General features: G+C 71.9%; 13 protein-coding genes. 8 read left to right on the forward strand and 5 right to left on the reverse strand.

The window, feature by feature from the left end; all coding sequences use genetic code 11:
• Positions 1–1,576 (forward strand): hypothetical protein (locus EAO70_RS36770; protein ID WP_261993245.1); only part of this gene is annotated, 1,576 nt, incomplete at its 5' end.
• Between the two features lie 62 nt (positions 1,577–1,638).
• Here EAO70_RS36770 and EAO70_RS36775 read toward each other — a convergent pair.
• Both EAO70_RS36775 and EAO70_RS36780 read right to left on the reverse strand, forming a co-directional pair.
• The gene (locus EAO70_RS36775) at positions 1,639–2,271 is read right to left on the reverse strand and encodes a class I SAM-dependent methyltransferase (protein WP_148007111.1); all 633 of its coding nucleotides are present in this window, start codon (positions 2,269–2,271) and stop codon (positions 1,639–1,641) included.
• 46 nt (positions 2,272–2,317) lie between these two features.
• Complete coding sequence (locus EAO70_RS36780; protein WP_148007112.1) at positions 2,318–2,674, reverse strand: ATP-binding protein; 357 nt, start codon at positions 2,672–2,674, stop codon at positions 2,318–2,320.
• A 136-nt stretch (positions 2,675–2,810) separates the two neighbouring features.
• Between EAO70_RS36780 and EAO70_RS36785 the strand changes: the two genes are divergently transcribed.
• From EAO70_RS36785 to EAO70_RS36795, 3 genes are read left to right on the forward strand one after another with little or no spacing between them, the layout of a single operon-like run.
• Complete coding sequence (locus EAO70_RS36785; protein ID WP_148007113.1) at positions 2,811–3,659, forward strand: helix-turn-helix domain-containing protein; 849 nt, start codon at positions 2,811–2,813, stop codon at positions 3,657–3,659.
• Positions 3,619–3,903, forward strand: a complete 285-nt coding sequence (locus tag EAO70_RS36790) for a DUF397 domain-containing protein (RefSeq protein WP_148007114.1) — start codon at positions 3,619–3,621, stop codon at positions 3,901–3,903. Before EAO70_RS36785 ends, EAO70_RS36790 begins: the two co-directional genes overlap by 41 nt.
• A gap of 20 nt (positions 3,904–3,923) precedes the next feature.
• Positions 3,924–4,352 carry a hypothetical protein gene (locus EAO70_RS36795; protein ID WP_148007115.1) on the forward strand — a complete coding sequence of 143 codons (429 nt, stop codon included), beginning with the start codon at positions 3,924–3,926 and terminating at the stop codon, positions 4,350–4,352.
• Here EAO70_RS36795 and EAO70_RS36800 read toward each other — a convergent pair.
• Positions 4,336–5,211, reverse strand: coding sequence for an NAD(P)-dependent oxidoreductase (locus EAO70_RS36800; protein WP_148007116.1), 876 nt, complete (start codon positions 5,209–5,211; stop codon positions 4,336–4,338). The two genes, EAO70_RS36795 and EAO70_RS36800, sit on opposite strands and share 17 nt — an antisense overlap.
• Before the next feature lie 140 nt (positions 5,212–5,351).
• On the opposite strand from EAO70_RS36800, the gene EAO70_RS36805 reads away from it, so the two are divergent.
• The 3 genes from EAO70_RS36805 (at position 5,352) to EAO70_RS36815 (ending at position 11,717) form a co-directional block, all read left to right on the forward strand.
• A complete protein-coding gene (locus EAO70_RS36805) occupies positions 5,352–5,729 on the forward strand; it encodes a winged helix-turn-helix transcriptional regulator (protein WP_148007117.1) in 378 nt (125 codons plus the stop codon).
• Between the two features lie 599 nt (positions 5,730–6,328).
• Positions 6,329–11,002, forward strand: coding sequence for an RICIN domain-containing protein (locus EAO70_RS36810; RefSeq protein WP_148007122.1), 4,674 nt, complete (start codon positions 6,329–6,331; stop codon positions 11,000–11,002).
• 46 nt (positions 11,003–11,048) lie between these two features.
• Positions 11,049–11,717 carry a hypothetical protein gene (locus tag EAO70_RS36815; RefSeq protein WP_148007118.1) on the forward strand — a complete coding sequence of 223 codons (669 nt, stop codon included), beginning with the start codon at positions 11,049–11,051 and terminating at the stop codon, positions 11,715–11,717.
• Between the two features lie 94 nt (positions 11,718–11,811).
• Here EAO70_RS36815 and EAO70_RS36820 read toward each other — a convergent pair whose 3' ends face one another.
• Both EAO70_RS36820 and EAO70_RS36825 read right to left on the reverse strand, forming a co-directional pair.
• On the reverse strand, positions 11,812–12,216 hold the full coding sequence (locus EAO70_RS36820; protein ID WP_148007119.1) for a DUF4259 domain-containing protein: 405 nt from the start codon (positions 12,214–12,216) through the stop codon (positions 11,812–11,814).
• A 122-nt stretch (positions 12,217–12,338) separates the two neighbouring features.
• Positions 12,339–12,920: a hypothetical protein gene (locus EAO70_RS36825; protein WP_148007120.1), complete on the reverse strand. Its 582-nt coding sequence runs from the start codon at positions 12,918–12,920 to the stop codon at positions 12,339–12,341.
• Positions 12,921–13,027: 107 nt separating this feature from the next.
• Here EAO70_RS36825 and EAO70_RS36830 point away from each other — a divergent pair.
• Positions 13,028–13,783 (forward strand): acyl-CoA dehydrogenase family protein (locus EAO70_RS36830; protein ID WP_187284209.1); only part of this gene is annotated, 756 nt, incomplete at its 3' end.

The following is a 13,783-nucleotide window of genomic DNA, read 5'->3' on the forward strand; positions in this document are numbered from 1 at the left end:
GCCCGGCGCCCCGCCCGGGTTCGGCCCGCCGCCCGGGTACGGTCCGCCCGGCTACGGCCCGCCGCCGCCCGCGCCGCCGCGCGGCGAGGCCAACGGAGCCCAGGCCGCCCTGATCGGCCTGCTCAACCTCTCCTGCCTGGGACTCGGCTACGTCCTCCTGCGCCACTGGATCGGCGCCGCGGTCTGCTGGCTCGCCACCGCCGTCTTCCTCTTCCTCGCCCTCCCGGCCGACGTCGACGGCGTGCCCGTCGGCCTCCTCGTCGGCTACGGCGTCTTCCTCCTCCTCGCCGCCGCCGACGGCGCCCGGCGCGGCCTGCGCGCGACCCTCCGGATCGGCCCGGCCTTCCGCCGCCTCGCACTGCCGCTGGCCCTGGTGCTGCTCGCCGTGCCCGCGGGCGGTTCGCTCGCCTACGGCGCGGCCCGCGACGAGGCGAAGCAGCAGGCCCTCCTGGACCGCCTCGCCGCCGCCGACGCGCTCGTGAAGTCGGCCGACGGCCTCGCCTTCGACAAGGCCGAGCCGACCCTCGGCAAGGCCCTCGACACGTACGAGGAACTCGGCACCCAACACGCGGGGTCGCGGGCCGGGAAGCTCGTCCCCGCGCGCCTCGACACCTTCTACGCGACGGTCTCCGCCCCGTACGCCGCCAAGTCGTACTGCGACGCCGTGCCGCGCCTCGGCTATCTGCGGGCCCTTCCGGGCACCGTCGACAAGGACCTGCTGGGCACCCGGCCCGCCAAGACCGACGAGCCGCTCGCCCACTCCCTCTACGAGTGCGGGGCGGCCGGCATCGGTGACGCGACCTACGAGCCGGACCCCCGGGAGAGCTTCAACGAACTCCTCAAGACCTTCCCGAAGTCGTCGTACGCGCCCAAGGTCGCCCCGGCCTTCGAGGCGTCGATCAAGACGCGGGCGAACGCCCTCGCGGGCGGCGACCCCTGCGACACCACGGCGGAGCTGCACGTCATCGGCGCCTCCCTGGACGGCATGACGGACCCGTCGGTCGAGGGCGCCTCGGACCAGGCCGACGCGGCGGTCCAGAAAGGCGACTTCGCCTGCGGGACCGACCAGTTCAAGGACAAGGAGTTCAAGGCCGCCCTCGACACGATGACGGCGTACGCGAAGGAGTACCCGAGCAGCCCGCAGGCCGGGCACGCCCGCTCCATCGCCATCGCCGCCGAGATCGCCGAGGAGGAGCCGGCGGCGGGCGGGAAGCTGCCCCCGGCCGCGGCGCCCGGCGGTTCGCGGATGGTCATGGTGGTGAGCAACGACGGACCCGGCGAGGTCGAGCTGCTCTACACCGGTCCCATGACCGGCAGGGTCACCCTGAACGCGTGCGGGACCTGCACCAAGTACCCCAGCCCGATCTTCGCGGGCGCCAAGAAGATCAAGGCCTGCACCGGACCGTCCTCGAAGTACCCGAAGGCGACCCTGCTGCTGCCCGCCGGCGACTACCACTTCCTCCAGAAGCGGGCCTCCACCGGCACGTCCACGGCCGGGGACACCAAGTCCAGCAAGGCGAAGATCGAACCGGGCTACAGCTACACCAACTGCCTGTACGTGACGTCGGGGTTCTGACCCGGCGCCGGTGAAGACCGGTGGCCGCCCCTGCGCAGGGGCGGCGACCGGGCCGTTCCGGCTCAGCCCCGGCGGCGCAGGACCCGCAGCGAGTCCGTGACCGAGACCTCCTCGAAGTCCCCCGACTCCAGCGCGCGGAGATAGATCCGGTACGGCGCCTGGCCCCCGTCCTCCGGGTTCGGGAAGACGTCGTGGATGACCAGCAGGCCCCCGGCGGCGACCTTCGGGGCCCAGCCCTCGTAGTCGTTCACGGCGTGCTCGTCGGTGTGCCCGCCGTCGACGAACACGAACCCGAGCTGCCCGCCCCACACCTTCGCGACCTGCGGCGACCGTCCGACCACGGCGATCACGTGCTCCTCAAGGCCCGCCTTGCGCAGCGTCCGCCGGAAGGTCGGCAGGGTGTCCATGAGCCCCACCTCCGGGTCGACCACGGTCGCGTCGTGGTACTCCCAGCCCGGCTGCTGCTCCTCGCTGCCTCGGTGGTGGTCCACGGTCACCGCGACCGTCCCCGCCCGCCGGGCCACGTCGGCGAGCAGGATCGTGGACCGCCCGCAGTACGTGCCGACCTCAAGGAGCGGCAGCCCGAGCTTCGCGGCCTCGGCGGCCGCCGCGTACAGGGCGAGCCCCTCCCCGACGGGCATGAAGCCCTTCGCGGCCTCGAAGGCGGCAAGGATCTCGGGGCTGGGCTCGGACATGGTGGCTCCTACTGACGGGTACGGCGATACGGGCGCCCATCGTGCCCTACGCGTCGCACTCGAACCACACCGTCTTCCCGTCGGCCCGCTCGTCGACCCCCCACCGGTCCGTCACGGCCTCCACCAGGACCAGGCCCCGCCCGCCCTCGTCCAGCGGGCCCGCCGCCTTGGCGTGTACGGCCCCGGGCACGCCGTCGGCGACCTCGACCCGGAGGCCGTACGGCTCGCGCAGGATCAGCACCGAACAGCGGCGCCCCGGCACGTGCCGGACCACGTTCGCGACCAGCTCGGTGAGCGCGAGGGTCGCGGAGTCGGACAATCGGAGGAGCTCCCACCGCGTGAGGAACATGTGCAGGATGCGGCGCATGTGACCGGCGGAGTGCTCACCGACGGTGAACCGCATCCGGTAGCTCCTCGCAAGTGGCGCAGGGTAGAGGTCTGTTGCCTGATTCATGCCTCCAGACTGGGCGACCTTCGTTACGCTCGGCTACGGCCTGAACACAACGCCTCGTCGCGTCGATCTGAGGGGTGACCTCGCCGTGGTCAACATCCGCAACCTCGATCCCAGCGCCTCGCCGCTGGACTACTACGGATCGGAACTCCGCCGTCTGAGGGAGGAGGCCGGTCTCAATCAGGCTCAGCTTGGCGACGTCGTCTACTGCACGGGCTCGCTGATCGGCCAGATAGAGACGGCGAAAAAGGTCCCGACGCGGAAGTTCTCAGAACAACTGGACGCTGCGTTGATGACGGGCGGGTCGTTCTCCCGGATGGTCGGCCTCGTGCTGAAGAGCCAATTGCCTACGTGGTTCCAGCCGTACGCGGACATGGAGGCGCGGGCGACTTACCTGTGCACCTTCCAGGCCCAGTTGGTCTACGGCCTGCTCCAGACGGACGCGTACGCCCGCGCGGTCCTGGGTGCCAGGACCGAGGACGACCTCGATGCCAAGGTCGCCGCCCGCATCGACCGGCAGCGAATCCTGGATCGCGAGACCCCGCCGTTGATCTGGGTTGTCCTGAGCGAGGCGGTACTACACCAGGAGATCGGCGGGCGCGAAGTGGTGCGAGAACAACTCGCCCACCTGTTGCGCATGCAGGAGCGGGAGTGGGTGAAGATCCAGATCCTCCCGTTCGCTTCTGGAGCGCACGCGGGCCTGATGGGCTCGTTCAACCTGTTGCGCTTCGAGGACGACCCTGACCTTGTCTATACCGAGGACTTCGTGCGGGGTCATATGACGGCCGATCCAGCCGCGTTCAGAGAGGGTTCGCTCCGTTACGATCACCTACGGGCCGCAGCTCTCTCGGTGGAGAAGTCGGCCGAACTGATCGCCCGCGTCATGGAGGAACGATATGGGGACCAACCGGAACCTGACCGGCGCGCACTGGCGTAAGTCCTCGTACAGCTCCGACACCGGCGGCAACTGCATCGAGTGCGCCCCGCTCGGTACCGCCGCGTGGCGTAAGTCCTCGTACAGCGGCGACACCGGCGGTGACTGCATCGAGGTCGCCGACCTCTCCGCCCACGTAGCCGTCCGCGACTCCAAGAACCCCGAAGGCCACGCCTTCCTCGCCGCCCCGGCCGCCTTCACGGCGTTCGTGGCCGCCGCCGCCGAGGGACGTCTCGGCGGCCGCTGAGGATGGCGACCCTCATAGGAATGGTGATCCTCGCCCTGGTCCTGCCGGCCTGGGCGGGGATCACGTTCGTCGGTCTGGTCCGGGCCCGGCGGGGCGACGGACTGCCCCGGCCCCGCCCCCGGCCGCGCCGCTCGCCCGCGAAGAAGGCGGCGTGGGTCGCGGTGCTCGCGTTCCTCGCGGGCGGGGCGCTTCACCTGTACGGCCTGTCGTACATGCCGTTCCTCCAGCCGGAGGACGCCTGCTGGTTCAAGGCGGGGTACATGGCGGTGCCCGACTCCAGCAGCGCGCTGCCCGTGAGCCTGGTGTGCGCGGGCGAGGAGATCGTCCCGTGGTGGGTGAACCCCGGGCTGCTCGTCCTCGCGGTCACCGCCGTGGTGGCGACCCTGGCGAGCGTCGTCCTCGCCGTGCGGGGAGCGCGACGGGCGGTGGCCGTCAGGCGGGGTGCCTGATGCTCTCGAAGATGCGGGCGAAGCCCTCCGTTCCGTGGCCCGCGTCGATCTGGCGCTGGATGAGCCGCTGGACCATGTCGACCACCTCGGTGCTGACGCCCTGCTCGGCACTCGCGGCTTGGAGGTCGCCGAGCTGGGAGAACTCCAGGCTCTGCTGGCCCGCGACGGTGTAGTCCCCGCCGTCGATCACCTCGGCGTAGCCCGCGAGGCCGCCGGTCATGGCGGACAGCCAGGGGGCGGCCGAGGCCGCGAACTCGCGGGCGGAGATCCCGGCCGGGGCGACCATGGCGGCGCCGTGGACGAAACCGGCGAACATGACGTACATGCCCGCGAGCAGGGCGAGGTCGTACAGGGACGCGAGTCCGGCGTCGTCGCCGTGGTAGGTGCCGGCTCCCCACAGGTCGAGCAGCGGCTTGTACCGGTGGAAGGCGTCGGCCGACCCGCTGTAGAGAACGGACGCCCCGGGTCGGCCGATCATGTGCGGTACGGCCATGATGCCGCCGTCCAGGTACGTGACGCCGGCGCGGGCGGCCCAGTCCGCCAGCTCCCGGGACTGGGCGGGGGTGGTGGTGGTCACGTTGATCAGGGTGCGTCCGGCGAGGTCGTCGGTGAGTGGGTCGAGCACGTCGTGGACGGACGCGTGGTCGAGGAGGCAGGCGATCACCAGGCCGCTCGCGCGGACGGCGTCGGCGGCGGTGCCGGCGGGCGTGGCGCCGAGGGCGAGGAGGTCGTCGGCCCTGCCCGGGGTCCGGTTCCAGACGGTGGTCGGGTGTCCGGCCCTCACCAGGGCGGCGGCCAGCGCGCTCCCCATCGCTCCCAGGCCGAGGACGCTCACCTGGACGCTGTTGTCGGTCGTCATCTCTTGGGCTCTCCCTCGTGTTCTTGATCTATGAGGGAATGCTCTTCGCCACCAGTGGAGTTGACCAGTACGGACTATTTAGTGGGGTACGCACCCGGGGGTACGTACCCCCGGGTGGTGGGTGGTTCGAGGAGGGGTGGATGGCGGCATCGGCTCGGCGTGGCCCGTACGTCTGCGGCGTCGACGCGGCGATGGACGTGGTGTCGGGGAAGTGGAAGGTGCTGATCCTGTGGGAGCTTGAGAACCACGGGGTCCGGAGGTTCGCCGAGCTTCGGCGGGGGCTGCCGGGCGTGAGCGAGAAGATGCTGAACCAGCATCTGCGGGAGATGGCGGAGGACGGCCTCGTCCACCGCGAGGTGTACGCGGAGGTGCCGCCGAAGGTCGAGTACTCCCTGACGGAACGCGGCATCTCCCTCAACGCGGCGCTGGCCCCGCTGGGGAAGTGGGGCGGCGAGCGCGTCCGGGAGATCGGGGCGGAGAAGGTCTCCGTCGTCGGTGCGCCGCCGGAGCGGCGATAGTCGGCCATTCAATGGCTGTAAATCGCTGCCGTTCGCCTCGTTCTTCACGGGTCTCTCACACCGGCCGCACCGCACCTGACCTCGTCGATCACTCACGTGGGGACTGAGGAGAACCGGCAAGGGGTTTTCCCCCTCCGACTTCCGGAGTCCCGGGTCGGCGCTTGCCGAGCGTTGTTTACCCGGGGTTAAGTAGCGCCGCGCGTGTCCGGGACCGACCATCCCGGCGTGGCACGCGCACGTCATCGGCGGTCGGGGGGACACCACCGCCACGGGGGAAGACACGGCATCGCCATCGCCGCGACGCCGACTCGTCGTCGCGCAACGCCCGGGGCCTACCCCCTGCCTGCCCTCGTTCGCTGTGAAGGACGCCTTCCTTGCGGTTCAGACCGGGGTTGTTCACCTCTCGATCACGTTTGTCCACCTCTCTCGCGACCTCCCTCACGACGGCGGTGACGTCCGTCGTCGCCCTGGCCGTCATCGGCGGGACGGCCGTCACGCCCCAACCCGGCCTGCGGAACGCGCAGACCGTCGCCGCGGCGGCCGACTCGTACGACGGCTACGACCCCAAGGCGGCCCAACAGCTGCGCGAGGACCAGTGCATGGGCACCGAGGCCCTGCGCATGGGCGGACCCAACCTGCACGCCCTCGCGCAGAACGCGCTCACGCTGCCGCCCGACCAGCTTCACACGAAGCTCGTCCGGAACATGTACGACGACAAGACCCCGCTGCACGCGGCCTGGAACGCCGACCGGACGCTCACCGACCAGTGGCTCGACAAGGTCCAGAAGCAGGGCAACGCGTGGAACAGCGCCGCGAGCCTGGACTCGTACCCCGGCGCCCCCAAGGACTTCGACGAGATCTTCGAGAAGACCGGGCTGCTCCCCTGGCTCTACCAGGGCTACTCGGACCCGCTCAACCTGTTCAACCCCTTCTACGAGTCCTCCCCGACGGCCGACGACAAGACGAAGGCCGCCGCGCTCGCCATCGGTGACCCGCTCTACACGAGCGGCGGGACGCCGAAGGAGAAGGAGGCGTGGGCGCTGTGGAAGAAGAACTCCGGGAAGGTCGAGGAGAACCAGCTCTTCGTGCCCCGGGTGTTCGCCGACGACGCCCGCATCTTCCTCGGCTCCGGCGGCTTCCCCCGTACGGCCCCGGCCCCGGACAGCGCGGAGTTCCGCATCGCGGTCGAGGACCTCAAGGCCCGCTTCGGGGCCTGCGGCTGGCACGACCCGATCGACCCGAACCGGGTCCTCGGTCAGCAGGTCGCCAAGGCCGCGTCCGAGTGGCAGCAGGAGATCGCCGGCCAGACCACCCAGCGGCAGCAGATCCTGACCGCGGGCAAGGACGCGGCGAAGGCGCTCCAGGACGGCGCGTACGCCCTCAGCCTGCTCGTCGGGCAGTCCTGGCTCGCCGACTACTACACCCGCTGGCAGGACCACTGGACGCCCGGCGGCGTCGGCTGGATCGGCAACGGCTACACGGTGATCGAGGTCCCCGGGGCGAAGGGCACCTGCCTGGACGTCCAGGGCGGCGCCAAGACCAACGGCACACCGGTCCAGATCTACACCTGCAACGGCAGCGCCTCGCAGGAGTGGTCGCTCGAAGGCGGTGAGGAGGACCTCCACCTCCGCAACACCGGCTCGTTCAAGTGCCTCGACGTGGCGGGGAACGCCTCGGCCAACGGTACGAAGATCCAGATCACGGACTGCTACAGCACCAAGGGCCAGTCGTGGAAGGCGGACGTCCGCGCCCCCTCCACCCTGCGCAGCGTCAGCACCGGCAAGTGCCTGGACCTGAGCGCCTTCACGGTCGGCACCGACGCCCGGCTGTTCGACTGCAAGGACACCAGCGCGCAGAAGTACCTGATCAAGCCGAACGGGAAGAAGGGCGCGGGCAGCACCCCGTACCCGGCCAAGGCGCAGTTCGACGCCGCGACCAAGGGCCTCGCCGACGCCCGTGCGGCGGCGAAGACCCATCTGGCGACGGTCAAGGCCCAGCTGGAGAAGGCCAAGACCTCGGCCACCGCCTCCGACGCGGCCCTCCAGGCCGCGTACGGCGTCGCGGACGCCGCCGGCGCCCCGCGCGGCCGCGGCCTCCTGGTCGGCCAGCAGAAGGCCCAGGTCACCAAGGGAGCCGTCGCGGCGCTGACGGCGATGGCGAAGGCCGGCGAGACCGCCGAGGCCGCCACCCGGGCCGCGGCGGGCGACAGCGCGACCATCACGCAGCGCGCGCTCGCGCAGACCGCGCAGGTCAACGCCGAGTTCCGCAAGGAGGCCGCGCGCATCGCCTCGGAGCAGGCGAAGGCGGCGTCCGACGGCGCCAAGCTGCACCGCGACAACGCGAAGAAGGACAAGGAGACCGCCGAGGCCAAGCTCGCCCTCGCGCTCAAGGCCGAGGGCGACGCGAAGGCGGCCGCCGCCGACGCGCACGCCAAGCGGCTCGCGGCCGAGGCGGAGGAGGCCACGGCGCAGGCGGAGAAGGACACGGCCGCCGCGAAGCAGAACGAAGCGGCCCAGCACAAGCAGACGGCCCAGGCGGAAGCCGGTAAGGCCCAGGAGGCCAAGGAGCAGGCCGAGGCCGCGGAGGCGACCGCGGTCGCCCGGAAGAACGACGCGGTCAGGGCCCGCGACAACGCCCGTGACCTCAACACCGACGCGTGGGACGCCGCACAGAAGGCGGACGCGGCCCGCGCCAAGGCGGACGCCAAGAAGGCCTTCGCCGAAGCCCACGACGCCGATGAGAACGCCCAGGAGTCCCGGGCGGCGGCGGACGCGGCGGACACCTACGCCGACAACGCCGAGGCCGCCGCGGGCCGGGCCCGTACCGCCGCGAACGCCGCGAGCGAGGCGGCGGCCGAGGCGGACGCCGCGGCCACCCGCGCCGAGGCGGCCGCCAAGCGGTCCCGCGCCCACGCGGACGCCGCCCAGGCCGCCAAGCTGAAGGCCGACGCCGCGGTGCGGACCGCGACCAGCGCGGCGGCCGACGCCATCGACGCCTCCGAGCACGCGGCGGCGGAGGCCCAGGCCGCCGTCCGGCTCGCCGACGAGGCGCAGAAGCTCGCCAAGGCCGCCAAGGCCGAGGCGGACGCGGCGAGCAAGGAGGCCGACAAGGCCCTCGCCGCCTCCGTGAAGGCCGCGGGCTTCGCCCACGTCACCGCGCAGGCCGCCGTGGACGCGGGCAAGGCCGCCGTCCAGGTCGCCAAGCCCGCCAACGACGCGATCCAGCTCGGCTCGCCCTATGCCGCCACCGACTCGGCCGCCGGCCTCGTCGTGCTGACCGGTCAGGGCTCCAAGACGATCGCCGACCAGCAGAAGGCCGTCGCCGACGCCCACGCCAAGAACGCGCAGGCCGAGGCCGTCGCCGCCAAGAGCATCGCCGACCAGGCGGCCGGCGACGCGAAGATCGCCTACCAGTACGCGGCCACCGCCGCCGGACACGCGGCGACCGCCCGCGGCTACTCCAAGGAGGCCCTCGGGTACGCGGCCGACGCCGCAGCAGCCGCCGCGAAGGCCACGCAGTCACTGGCCCGCACCGTCGAGTACGACCGCAAGGCCGCCGAGGACGCCGCCGCAGCCGACCAGGCCGCGGGGCGGGCCGAGGGCTACGCCCGGCAGGCCCGTGACTCGGCCGACCAGGCCGCGCTCGACGCCCAGGCGGCCCACCAGGCGGCGGCCGCGGCCGAGCAGTCCGCCAAGGACGCCCGCGCCGCCGCCGACCGCGCCGCCATCGCCGCCACCGAGGCCGAGGAGGCCGCCAAGGAAGCACTCACGTTCGCCAAGGACGCGCAGAAGGCCGTGGACGAGGCGCTGCGCAACTCCGCGAACCAGCAGGTCTCGACCGGAGCGGGGACCGGGGTCGGCGGCACGTGGTACGTCGTCGACGAGGACAGCATCGAGATCACCGATGCCAAGCAGCATGAGCCGTGCGTGATCACCATCGGCTTCGAGGGCTGCACGACCACCTTCACGGTCACCTTCAGCGCCGTGGTCGACTTCTTCCTCTGCACCGACCCCCAGCTGACCACCGGAGCGGACGGCTGCCCGCGGGCCGACACCCTGCTGATCGAGAGCAAGCGCATCCCGGGCCTGAAGAAGGAAGTCACCCGGTACTTCTCCAAGCTGGAGCTCATCCAGGAGACGCTCACCTACAAGCTCATCAAGGCGGTCCTGGTCCAGGACTTCGTCGACTGCTGGCACGGCAGCGTCAGCGGCTGCGCCTGGGCGGCGAGCAACTTCATCCCCGGCAAGGCCTTCGGCAAGGTCTTCGAGGGGATCCGCGCGCTCGACGCCGCGATGAAGACCGGCGTCGGCATCCGGGACGCGTTCAGGGCCCTCCAGGTCCTCGACCTCGACCCCGGGACCATCGCCAAGCTCAACGCCCTCGTCAACGCCGAGGAAGCCCTGTACACCGCCTGCAAGGTGAACAGCTTCCCCGGGACCACCCGGGTGCTGATGGCCGACGGCACGCGCCGGCCCATCAGCGAGGTGGGCCCGGGAGACCTCGTCAAGGCGACGGACCCGGCCTCCGGCCGGCTGGAGGCCCGGCGGGTCACCGACACCTTCGTGCACGACACCCGGCGTCTCGTGGACATCACCGTGGCCGACGGCGGGAAGCTGGCCAGCACGGCGGGCCACAAGTTCTACGTGGTGCAGCGCGGCTGGACGCTGGTCTCCGACCTGCGCGTCGGCGACCGGCTGCGCACCCCGGACGGCTCCGTCCGCGCGGTGACCGCGCTGCGCGACCGCTCCGGCCTGGCGCCGCGCACGGTCTACGACCTCACCGTCGACGACCTGCACACGTTCTTCGTGCTGGCGGGCGCCACCCCGGTCCTCGTCCACAACTGCAACGTGGCCCTGGGCTGGCAGCGGGGCGGCGCGCTCGACGAGTGGGCCAGGGCGAACAAGTTCGCCACCTTCTCCATCGCGAAGGCGAGTGACTTCGCCCAGATCGTGGAGAAGGCCGTCGCCGATCCGAAGGTCGTCCTGCACATCAACATGACGGGGCTGAGCGAGCAGGGAACGTTCGTGCAGGCCGCCCAGCGCGGTCTGACCCATGGCGAGTACGGAAAGGCCACGGACTACGAGATGTCCATGATCGCGAGAGCCCTCATCAACGGCCAGCGGCCGTGGAGCTCGATCAAGTTCTACACGCCGACCGGGCCGAACGGGGCGATGGAGCTGGTCCCGCCGACGGCGATGCCCGACCTGTCGGGGCTGAGGGGGGACTTGTCTCCGGTGAAGGGGTCGATCATCGGATACTGCCATTGCAAGTGAACCCGATGAACCCGATGAACCTTGCGAACCGGACGAGGAGGTGGACATGGAAGCCCACGAGCGGGACCCGTATCCGGACGTGACCGCGGCGGGCGGCCTCGTCGCGGCCCTGCGGCAGGAGGCGGAGGCGCGCGGCCGTGACATCGGCCTGTCGCCCCACGCCACCGAGGCCGTCGGCATGGAGACCCGACGGGGCTACCTGTCGGTCGACACGGCCGGCGGGGAGCGGCGGTTCCGGCTCCGCACGTCCATTCCCGACTTCGGCTGGGACATCGGCGGCACGAGCGATCTGGGCACGCTGGTGGACGCGATCGCCGCGTGGCGGGAGGGCGTACCGCTGGACGCGCTGAAGGCGAGGTTCGACTTCCTGGACCTCGACGCGTTCACCGGGGCTCTCGCGGCGGGAGAACCCACCGCCTCGCAGTGGGCGGGCCTCCTGTCGTCCGCGTACTACCGGCCGCAGCGGAACCTGCTGCACCGCCTCCACGCGGACGAGGTGCTGCGGAACGCCTTCCCGACCATGACGCACCGCGCCGTCCGCCTCCAGGTGGACCCGATGGACCACACGAGCCGTCAGGTCCTGGTGGAGGAGCCGGACGAGGGGCACTACTCCGTCGTGCGCGTCGGAGTCCCCGGTGCGGAGTGGACGGAGGTACCGGGTGATCGGCTGATCACCTACCTGCGTACCGCCCTGGACGAGGACCGTCCGGAGTGACACCCCGCTGAGACCGAAGCCCCGCCGGCCCGCCGGCGGGGCTTCTTCGTCCGCCCGGCCGGACCCACGACGTTCACGCGGTCATGCCTTCACGTCACGCCCCCGCCAGCACCGCCCGCAGCTTCCGCACGCCCGCCTTCCACTCCTCGCCGTCCGACTCCTCCCAGAGCTCCAGGAGTTCGGAGGGCTCGGTGAGGATCCGGTCCAGGGCCGTCACGGCCTCCGGGCGGAGCTCGGCCGGGAGGGTCGGCAGCGGTTCCTTCGGGGCGTACGAGGTGGTGACGGGGTCGCCGCCCGGGCACTGGGCCGCCAGCAGGGCCGCCGAGGCGATCGCCTCGTCCGCCAGGTCCGCGTCCAGGTACGCGTCACCGGTCCCGATCACCTCGCGGAAGGCCGTGCGCAGCACCTCCGCCTTCTTCTCCGCCGGGGCCTCGTCCACCCGGTACGAGAAGTCGGCGGCGGTGTCGTTGTCGAAGGGGCCGATGTCCCAGGTGCCCATGGCGTGCTCGCTCTCTCCGTGCGCGGTCGTTCCGTTGTACCGACAGCGTGGCAGGCACCACTGACAACGCCCCTCCGGCGGCCGGGTCCTGGGACCGGACCGCGGTCGTGGCGGCGGCCCGCTCAGTCCTCGACGCCCAGGTCGGCGCGCATGGTCTTCTTCATCGCCGCCACGTGGGGCCAGACCTCCTGGTGGAGGTCCGCCTCCATCGTCGCCAGTTCCGCCGCGTACGTCACGGGGTCCGCCGCGTACTTCCGGAGCTTCCCGTAGGCCTCGTTCAGGCGCACCTTGGCCGCCCCGGAAGAGCGCGCCACCACGTCCGGGACGATCATCTGGGACTCCGCGTAGCTCTCCCGGTAGGCCAGCCTGGCCGCCTCCAGGCTCTCCAGGGACGCGGCGACGCCCTCGCCGCGCCCCACCGCGTGGAGGTGGTTGGTCATCTCCGTCAGGTACAGGCGCGCGGCGGTGTTCAGCCTGATGTAGCAGGTGCGCCGGCGCTCCAGGCTCTCCCGCTGTCCCTGTCGCGCCTGCTCCGCCCGGAGCAGTTCCTCGGCGTGGCCGCGTTCCTCGCGCCGCTGCTCGGCGGCCGCCTGGAGCTCCATGCGCTTGGTGCGGTCCGCGCGGCTCTGCGTCAACAGCGCCGCTCCCAGTGTTCCCGCCACACCGACCACGGCGATCAGCAGTGCCGTCCAGCTCGCGCCCATGTTCCCCCCTGAGTACGGTCCGTCTCCCTCACCATGCTGCCACCGCGGGGCCCGGACATTCGCATCTGACCTTCCGTCAGAATGGAACGTGTTCTAGTCTGCCGCGCATGGGCATCGCCATCACGCACGAACAGCGGGAGCTCGCCCGATCCGTCCGGGGCTGGCTCACCCGCGCCGTACCCCCCGAGGAGGTCCGCAAGCACCTGGACGTCCCCGGCACCGCCACCGGCCGCCCCGCGTACTGGGACGCCGCCGCCGAGCAGGGACTCCTCGGAGTCCACCTCCCCGAGGAACACGGCGGCGGGGGCGGCGACCTCGGCGACCTCGCCGTCGTCGTGGAGGAGGCGGCCAGGGCGCTCCTGCCCGGCCCCTACCTGCCCTCCGCGCTCGCCGCCGAACTGCTCCTCAGAGCCGGCGAGAACGGGCTCGCCGCCGCACTCGCGCGCGGGGAGCGGATCGGGGCCGTCGCCCTCGGCGGCACCGGCACCCTCACCGCCGTCCGCACCACCGGCGGCCACCTCCTCGACGGCACCGCGCCCCCCGTCCTCGGCGGCGCCCAGGCCGATCTCGTCCTGCTGCGCGCCGCCACCGCCGACGGCTTCGTCTGGCTCGCCGTCGACACCGGGGACCTCACCGTCCGCCCCCACGAGAGCGCCGACCCCACTCGCCCCACCGCCGAGGTCACCGCCCGCGCCCGGCACGTCCCCGCCGCCCGCGCACTCGCCCTCGACACCGCCCTCGTCCACGACCTCGCCGCCGTCCTCTTCGCCGCCGACGCCTGCGGCACCGCCGCCCGCGCCGTCGAGACCGCCGCCGAACACGCCCGCACCCGCGAACAGTTCGGACGGCCCATCGGACAGTTC

The organism is Streptomyces sp. adm13(2018), assembly GCF_008042145.1.
In the GTDB taxonomy this organism is placed as follows: domain Bacteria; phylum Actinomycetota; class Actinomycetes; order Streptomycetales; family Streptomycetaceae; genus Streptomyces.

What these genes read in the sequence shown, in the direction of transcription:
- EAO70_RS36820 (WP_148007119.1), bottom strand. Translation starts at nt 12,216, where the DNA reads ATGGGCACCTGGGACATCGGCCCCTTCGACAACGACACCGCCGCCGAC.
- EAO70_RS36780 (WP_148007112.1), bottom strand. Translation starts at nt 2,674, where the DNA reads ATGCGGTTCACCGTCGGTGAGCACTCCGCCGGTCACATGCGCCGCATC.
- EAO70_RS36795 (WP_148007115.1), top strand. Translation starts at nt 3,924, where the DNA reads ATGGTGATCCTCGCCCTGGTCCTGCCGGCCTGGGCGGGGATCACGTTC.
- EAO70_RS36815 (WP_148007118.1), top strand. Translation starts at nt 11,049, where the DNA reads ATGGAAGCCCACGAGCGGGACCCGTATCCGGACGTGACCGCGGCGGGC.
- EAO70_RS36805 (WP_148007117.1), top strand. Translation starts at nt 5,352, where the DNA reads ATGGCGGCATCGGCTCGGCGTGGCCCGTACGTCTGCGGCGTCGACGCG.
- EAO70_RS36800 (WP_148007116.1), bottom strand. Translation starts at nt 5,211, where the DNA reads ATGACGACCGACAACAGCGTCCAGGTGAGCGTCCTCGGCCTGGGAGCG.
- EAO70_RS36810 (WP_148007122.1), top strand. Translation starts at nt 6,329, where the DNA reads ATGGGCACCGAGGCCCTGCGCATGGGCGGACCCAACCTGCACGCCCTC.
- EAO70_RS36825 (WP_148007120.1), bottom strand. Translation starts at nt 12,920, where the DNA reads ATGGGCGCGAGCTGGACGGCACTGCTGATCGCCGTGGTCGGTGTGGCG.
- EAO70_RS36775 (WP_148007111.1), bottom strand. Translation starts at nt 2,271, where the DNA reads ATGTCCGAGCCCAGCCCCGAGATCCTTGCCGCCTTCGAGGCCGCGAAG.
- EAO70_RS36790 (WP_148007114.1), top strand. Translation starts at nt 3,619, where the DNA reads ATGGGGACCAACCGGAACCTGACCGGCGCGCACTGGCGTAAGTCCTCG.